Origin of the sequence: Paratractidigestivibacter sp. (assembly GCF_052362415.1) — a bacterium.
Classification (GTDB): Bacteria; Actinomycetota; Coriobacteriia; order Coriobacteriales; family Atopobiaceae; genus Paratractidigestivibacter.
The window spans coordinates 1-7,821 of sequence record NZ_DAWEMK010000081.1 but is presented as its reverse complement, the minus strand read 5'-3'; the positions used below and the strand labels follow the sequence as shown (position 1 = coordinate 7,821).

Here is a 7,821-nt window from a genome sequence, read left to right as displayed (position 1 = left end):
CTTCTCTTGGTCCCCCGCGCCGTTGATGCGTATGGCCCGGCCGGGGCCCGGGAACGGCTGGCGGAACACGATGGGCGCGGGCAGGCCGAGCGCGAGGCCGAGCTCGCGGACCTCGTCCTTAAAGAAGTGGTCGAGCGGCTCGATGAGGTCGAAGCTCACGCCCTCGGGGAACGGGATCAGGTTGTGGTGGCTCTTGATGGTGCTCGCCTTGCCGCCCGTCTTGCGCGCGCCGGACTCGATGATGTCGGGGTAGATGGTGCCCTGGGCGAGGTACTTGACGGGCTTGCCGTCGGTCTCGAGCTGCTGGGCGACCGCGAAGAACTCCTTCCAGAACTGCGTGCCGATGATGCGGCGCTTCTGCTCCGGCTCGGTCACGCCGGCCAGGAGCTCGGCGTAGCGGTCCTCGGCGTGGACGTGGATGAAGTCGACGTCGAACTGCTTGGTGAAGACCTCCTCGACCTGCTCGGGCTCGTTTTTGCGCAGCAGGCCGTGGTTGATGAAGACGCAGGTCATCTGCTTGCCGATGGCGCGGGCGCCGAGCGCGGCCACGACGGAGGAGTCGACGCCGCCGGAAAGCGCGAGGATCACGCGGTTGTCGCCGACCTTCTCGCGGAACTGCTGGGTCATGGTCTCGACGAGGTTGTCCATGGACCAGTTCTTCTCGAGCTTGCAGATATCAAAGAGGAAGTTCGAGAGGATCTGCTGGCCATACTCGGTGTGCTTGACCTCGGGATGGAACTGGGTGGTGTAGATCTTACGCTCGGGGTTCTCCATTGCGGCAACGGGGCAGACCTTGGTGCGCGCGGTCACCTTAAAGCCCTCGGGCACGTCGCAGACGGCGTCGAAGTGGCTCATCCACACGGTCTGCTTCATCGGCGTGTTGTTGAACAGCGCGCTGCCGGCCTCGCGCTCGAGCTCGGCGTGGCCGTACTCGCCGACCTCGGGATGGAAGACCTTGCCGCCCAGCGTGACAGCCGTGATCTGGTGGCCGTAGCAGAAGCCGAGCACGGGGACGCCCAGCTCGTAGATGCCGGGGTCGACGCGCGGGGCCTCGGGGTCGTTGACGGAGGCGGGGCCGCCCGAGAGGATGAGCGCCGCCGGCTTCATGGCCGCGAGCTCGTCGGCGGGAATGTCGCACGGGACGATCTCCGAGTAGACGTTGAGGTCGCGCACGCGGCGCGCGATCAGCTGCCCGTACTGGGCGCCAAAGTCGAGAACGGCGACGAACTGCTTGGGCTGTGCCTCGGTCATGGTTCCTCCGGTCTTCTCCGCAGGGGCGGGTGGACGTGATCTACATGTAAGCGTTAAGCATTCACAGCATAATACGTTAAGGGACGTTGGGCATTTTTGGTCGATAGCTGCTTTTTTCGTCTCCTACACGCAGCGAACACGCCCCTTACGTATTATTTAGCGCGTCTGTAACTCCGCGGTGGCAGCTGGCACCGCTCATTCCACGAAAGGATCTGTCTTGGCTGACCACAGATCCCAGGGGTTCCAATCCGGTGCCCAGAGCCGTCACGCCTACGAAGAGAAGGTCTCGCGCGGCGCGGGGCACGGCGCGGGCCGCGGCAAAGCCGAGCCCGGCTCCTCTTACGTCCCTTCCCGCTCCGCCGGGGCCGAGGCCTACACGCGCAAGCGCAAGAACCGCAAAAGGAAGATCGTCGTCCGCGGCGTGCTCATCAGCCTGCTGTGCGTGCTGCTCGCCGGCGGCGGCGCGCTCGCCATGTACATCGGCGGGATCAACAACCAGCTCACGAGCGGCCTGGACAAGAACACCAAGGAGCTCCTGGCCGACAGCGTCCAGTACGACGACCCGTTCTACATGCTGCTACTCGGCGTCGACAAGTCGCAGGAGCGCATGGAGTCCTCCGAGTACGGCGCCGACGAGTCCAACTACCGCGCCGACTCCATCATCCTCGCACGCATCGACCCCAAGGGCCAGCAGGTCACGCTCGTGTCTCTCCACCGCGACACGATGACCGACATGTCCGACATGGGCGCGGGCACCCAGAAGCTCAACGCGGCCTACTCGCTCGGCGGCCCCTCCTACATGATCAAGTGCGTCGAGAAGCTCTGCGGCGTCGACATCTCGCACTACGCCGAGGTCGACTTCGAGCAGTTCGCGGGCATCGTGGACACCATCGGCGGCATCACCGTCGATTTGCCGATCGACATCAAGGACGACTACTCCGGCGCCGACCTGACCGCCGGCGAGCACACCCTGAACGGCGACGAGGCGCTCGCCCTCGCGCGCAGCCGCCACGCCTACGACGACTACGGCGACGGCGACGTCTTCCGCGCGGCCAACCAGCGCATGGTCATCGCCGCCATCGTAAAGAAGGTCCTCACGCTGGACATCGCCACCATGACCAACGCGGTCTCGCAGCTCGCGGGCGGCGTGACCACCGACGTCAACATATCTGACATCCTCGGCCTCGCGGTGCAGTTCAAGGACCTCGACGTCGAGCACAACGTGTATTCCGGTATGGAGCCCACGAGCGGCTACTACACCAACAACACCTGGTACGAGAAGATCGACGAGGCCGCCTGGCAAAAGATGATGGACCGCGTGAAGGAGGGCAAGCCACCCCTGGACAGCGAGTCCGAGGACCAGACCTCGGGCCTCATCGGCACGATGGCGGGCGCCGACGCGCTGACCTCGTCGGGCGACGGCTCCGGCACGGGGACGGCGGACAACGCCTCCGCGGGCAGCGGCTCCGGGTCCGGTGACGGCAACGGCAGCCTCGGCATCGAGCCCGCGTACACCGGCTCCGTCGACGTGGTCAACTCCAGCGGCGTCAGCGGCGCTGCGTCGCGCGCGAGCGAGAAACTCGGCAGCGCCGGTTTCTCGTGCAACGAGTCCGTTTACAGCAGCAACGAGACCGTGACGAAGGTCTACTACAACGGCGACGCGGCGAAGGCCAAGGCCGCCGGCGTGGCAAAGACGCTCGGGGTCTCGGAGTCGAACGTCAGCGAGAACACCGGCGCCTGGACCACGAACTACGACGTCATCGTCGTGCTCTGCTCCGATCACGCGCAGTAAGCCCTTCGGGTAACGCCCTGATGTTTGAGAAGGGCTTGGATTGGATTCGGCTATAGACTTGGCTTCAACGCAAAAGTACGGGATATCGAACAAGCAGTACGCCGCGGTGGCGGGGGGATCCCTCGCCCTCGCGGCGTTCCTCGTGGCGGGGATCCGCGCAGGGTACGCTGCCGTGGACGCCGCCTCGGCTGCCGCCGCGGCGGAGGTGCAGGCCGCGGCTGCCGCGGTCCAGCTAGCCGCCGACGAGCAGGAGACCGCGGCGATGGAGACCTCCCCCGCCGTCGTGACGGACATGAGCGGCACAGAGGCCGCGGTCGCAAGGATCATCTCCGGTCACGGCGACAACGTGGCGGTGAGCATTCGGATGCTCGACGGCAGCGGGAGCATCGACATCAACGGCGACGAGCCTATGCAGTCGGCGAGCATGATCAAGCTGCTCGTGCTCGCGGAGTACCTGGACGAGGTCGACTCCGGCGAGCTGCTGGCGGACGAGACGTACACGCTCGACGGCGGCGACGTCGTCGGCGGTTCGGGCACCATGCAGGACGACCCTGTGGGCAGCGAGTATACCCTCGACGAAGTGGCGCACCGGATGGTCGCCGTGAGCGACAACGTGGGCACGAACGTCCTCATCGGCCGCATGGGCGTTGAGGCCATACAACAGAAAGCCACTGAGCTGGGGCTCGGCGGGACGAACCTGGCGCACAAGCTGATGCTGCCGGCCAACGACGGCAGCTTCAACATGATCAGTGCGAACGACGCGTGCCGGATCCTGGAGCGGGTGGCCTCCGGGACGCTGGCGTCCAAGGGCTCCTGCGAGCGTGCCAAGGACTTCTTGCTGGACCAGGAGGACGACGAGGGGCTGGCCCAGGGCCTGCCCGCCGACGTCGCCTTCGGGCACAAGACCGGCACCGTGGACGGCATCCGCCACGACGGCGGCATCGTCTACGCGGAGCACCCCTACGTGATCTGCGTGCTCACCCGCGGCCTCGACTACGGCGTCGCCAACGCGCTGATGGCGCAGGTCTCCGCGGCCGTCTACGGGGCGCTGGAGTAGCCGAGCGGGGCCGGGGCGGCTACTCCGGGGCTTAGGCGGACGATAACCTGTGAATACAGAACAGGCTGGTCGGTCACGGACCGACCAGCCTGCCGCCACAAGCCGAACTAGCGACGCAAAACCCTAGACATTAAAGCGGAAGTGCATGATGTCGCCGTCCTGGACGACGTAGTCCTTGCCCTCCATGCGGAGCTTGCCGGCGTTCTTGCAGCCAGCCTCGCCGCCGAGTTCGACGTAGTCCTCGTAGCTGGCGACCTCTGCCTTGATGAAGCCGCGCTCGAAGTCGGAGTGGATGACGCCGGCGGCCTCGGGGGCCTTCGCGCCGATGCGGACAGTCCAGGCCTTGACCTCCATCTCGCCCGCGGTGAAGTAGCTCTGCAGGCCGAGGAGCTTGTAGGCCTCCTGGGCAAGGGTCTCGAGGCCGGACTTCTGGAGCCCCAGGTCGGCCAGGTACTCGGCGGCCTCGTCGGCGTCGAGCTCAGAGAGCTCGGCCTCGACCTTGGCGCAGATGGGGATGGGCTTCACGCCGTCGATGGGCGCGAGGTCCTCGCCGAGCTGATCCTCGTCGACGTTGGCGACCATGAGGATCGGCTTCAGCGTGAGTAGGAAGAGCCCCTTGGCGGCCGCGCGCTCGTCGTCGGTCATCTCCATGGTGGCGGCGCGCTTGCCGTCGTTCAGCCACGCGAGGAGGCGCTTGGCGACGTTGAACTTGGGGGCGAGCTCCTTATCGCGCTTGGAGTCCTTCTCGAGCTTGGGGAGCTGCTTCTCGAGCGTGCCGATGTCGGCGAGGATGAGCTCGGTCATGATCGTGTCCGCGTCGCCCGCCGGGTCGACGAAGTCGCCCGTGCGGCCGACCTCGCGCATGACGTTGGGGTCGCTGAAGTAACGCACGACCTCGCAGATGGCGTCGGTCTCGCGGATGTTCGCGAGGAACTGGTTGCCGAGGCCTTCACCCTCGTTCGCGCCCTTGACCAGGCCGGCGATGTCGACGAACTCGACAGTCGCGGGGACGATGCGGCCCGGGTGCACGATGTCGGCGAGCTTCTGGAGGCGCTCGTCGGGCACGTCGACGATGCCGACGTTGGGATCGATGGTCGCGAAGGGGTAGTTCGCGGCGAGGCCGCCCTTCTTGGTCAGCGCGGTAAAGAGGGTGGACTTGCCGACGTTGGGCAGGCCGACGATGCCGATGGATAAAGACACGTGGGACTCCTTTGGAAATGAGCGGTAAACGTACTGAGTATAGCCTTTGTGCTCGCCGAAGTCCCAAGCGCGAAAGAGGACGATGGACCTTACTTCTTCTTTGCCGAGGCATCGTCGCCAGAGAGGCTCTCGAGGGCGTTGGCGGCGCGGTTGAGCTGCTTTTTTCCCTGCTCGATGTACTTCTGGGCCTCGGCCTTGGCCTGGGCCTTCTTGCGCCGGACCTCCTCGGCAGCTTTGTCGGGCACGATGAGCTCACGGACGTCCATGGGCTCCATGGCGAGCGCACCGTCCTCGCAGACCTTTGCGCACGCCTCGCAGCTCACGCAGTAGGAGCTTTGAATAGTTATGTGGCCGTGAACGTCGAGGTCGAGCGCGCGCGTGGTGCAGACCTTGGCGCACTCGCCGCACATGGTGCACTTGCTCGCGTCGCACACCGGCACCTTGAGGTCTATGAACTTGGCCAGGCCCTCGTCGTGCTGCAGCGCACCCATCACGAGCTTGCGGTTCTGGGTGAGCATGCGCTGGCGGTTGCTGGAGGTCTTTGCGCCGACGGCACCCTCGAGCGTGCGCTGGAGCTGGTCGAGGCGGGTCGCGTGGGCCGAGATCTTGTTCGCGACGGCCTTCGCGCCGGCGAGCGCCGGGTTCGTGCGGGTAAGGAGGCGCTCGGCGGAGGTGACGGCGCTGCTCATGAACTGCGAGCGCTTGTACTCGCGCGTGTACTCGTGGGTCATCTCGGACTCGTCGGCCACGAGGCCGAGGCCAGCCTGCGCCCACTCCTCCGCGGTGCCGATGGCGTCGCAGTAGAACTCCTCGCCCGTCGTGGTCTTGCAGCGGTCGCAGATGCCGACGGGCAGGTAGACGCTGATGTTGTCGTAGTCGGCCATGAGCGAGAACCACAGGTCGCGGCTGATCGCGCCCACGCAGCCGAGCACGACCTCATTGCCCTTGGGCAGGCGCTTGAGCGCGCGGGTGCAGGTGACGTAGCACTGCTCGTAGGCCGAGGCGACGCGGGCGATCTGATCGTAGACCTGGCGCGGCATGTGGCGGCGCGTGCTGATGGTCTCGGTCGGGCAGGCCGCGGCGCACAGGCCGCACTTGCGGCAGTCCTCGCCGATGATCACGGACTGCTTGTGGATGGTGATGGCGTCGACCGGGCAGACGTCGATGCAGCGCGAGCACACGTCCTCGCGGCCGGACGCGGTGCGCAGGCAGCGGTTCGAGTTCGCAAAAGGCTTCTCTTTGTAGTCGGCGGGGTTGAACACCTTGCGCTGGCTCGGGTCGGCGGCCAGCGAGTCGGCGATGTCGCCGAACGGGTTCTGGAGCGCCTGGAAGTCGCTCTGGATGTCGATCAAGTCGTCGAGGAAGTCCCTCTTTTTTTCGGCCACCGTCGTCTCCCCTCTGGTCGGCAGCAACTTTTTTATTGTAGCGATGCGCAGGCCGCGGGCCGGCGTGGAAAGAAGGCCTGCGAAGAAGCGGCATCCAAAAAAGCGGCGGCCCCGCCAAGGTGCCGAGCGTGCTCGCTCGCATCTTGGCGGGGCCGCCGCCGCGCGGTTACGTTACCGCCCGAGAATCGCTTCTCGATTAGTACATGCCACCGCCCTGGCCGCCCTGGGCAGCCGCCGCGGAGATAGCCTCCTCGATGGTGGTGTCCTTCGGCTCGTCGGAAACGGTGGCCTCGGTGATGAGGATCAGGCCGGCGATGGAAGCGGCGTTCTGGAGCGTGACGCGGGCGACCTTGACCGGGTCGAGCACGCCCATCTCGATCATGTCGCCGTAGGTGCCGGTCGCGGAGTCGAGGCCCTGGCCAGCGGGCATGGCCTTGATCTTCTCGGCGACGACGGAGCCCTCGTAGCCGGCGTTGTCGGCGATCTTCTTCACGGGCGCAGCAAGGGCCTTGCGGATGATCTCGACGCCGATCTTCTCGTCGGCATCAGCAGTCTTGACGGCGTCGAGCGCGGAAGAAGCGGTCAGGAACGCGACGCCGCCGCCGGCGACGATGCCCTCCTCGACGGCCGCGCGGGTAGCCTGCAGGGCGTCCTCGATGCGGTGCTTGATCTCCTTGAGCTCGGACTCGGTCGCAGCGCCGGCCTTGATGACGGCCACACCGCCGGAGAGCTTGGCGAGGCGCTCCTGGAGCTTCTCGCGGTCGAAGTCGGAGGTGGTGTTCTCGATCTCGGCCTTGATCTGGTTGACGCGCTCGTCGATGGCCTGCTTGGCGCCGGCGCCGCCCACGACGGTGGTGTTGTCCTTGGTGATCTTGACGGACTTGGCGCGGCCGAGCATCTCGGCGGTGACGTCGGTGAGGTTGATGCCGAGCTCCTTCATGGCCACCTGGCCGCCGGTCAGGATGGCGATGTCCTCGAGCATGCGCTTGCGGCGGTCGCCGTAGCCGGGGGCCTTGACGGCGCAGACGTTCAGGGCGCCGCGGAGCTTGTTGAGGATCAGCGTGGCCAGGGCCTCGCCGTCGACGTCCTCAGCGATGATGAGCAGCGGGGAGCCCTGCTTCTGCACGGCCTCGAGG

Annotated in this window: 6 protein-coding genes; 2 read left to right on the top strand and 4 right to left on the bottom strand. The window is 66.3% G+C overall.

Translation table 11 applies throughout. From position 1 onward, the window contains the following. Positions 1 to 1,251: glutamine-hydrolyzing GMP synthase (gene guaA, locus ACT84W_RS07995; protein ID WP_444328821.1), on the bottom strand; the 1,251-nt coding region annotated here is incomplete at its 3' end. Between the two features lie 217 nt (positions 1,252 to 1,468). On the opposite strand from guaA, the gene ACT84W_RS07990 reads away from it, so the two are divergent. Continuing rightward, a complete protein-coding gene (locus ACT84W_RS07990) occupies positions 1,469 to 3,043 on the top strand; it encodes an LCP family protein (protein ID WP_444328820.1) in 1,575 nt (524 codons plus the stop codon). 58 nt (positions 3,044 to 3,101) lie between these two features. Then, positions 3,102 to 4,100 (top strand): serine hydrolase, encoded by a 999-nt coding sequence (locus ACT84W_RS07985; RefSeq protein WP_444328819.1) that lies wholly within the window; start codon positions 3,102 to 3,104, stop codon positions 4,098 to 4,100. A 123-nt stretch (positions 4,101 to 4,223) separates the two neighbouring features. Here the strand turns inward: ACT84W_RS07985 and ychF are convergent, their stop codons facing one another. The 3 genes from ychF to groEL form a co-directional block, all read right to left on the bottom strand. Next, positions 4,224 to 5,300, bottom strand: coding sequence for a redox-regulated ATPase YchF (gene ychF / locus ACT84W_RS07980; RefSeq protein ID WP_417576167.1), 1,077 nt, complete (start codon positions 5,298 to 5,300; stop codon positions 4,224 to 4,226). A gap of 89 nt (positions 5,301 to 5,389) precedes the next feature. Next, entirely contained in the window at positions 5,390 to 6,685 is a 1,296-nt protein-coding gene (locus ACT84W_RS07975; RefSeq protein ID WP_444328818.1) for a 4Fe-4S binding protein, read from the bottom strand. A gap of 196 nt (positions 6,686 to 6,881) precedes the next feature. Next, on the bottom strand, positions 6,882 to 7,821 hold a 940-nt coding region (gene groEL, locus ACT84W_RS07970; RefSeq protein WP_444328817.1), incomplete at its 5' end, for a chaperonin GroEL.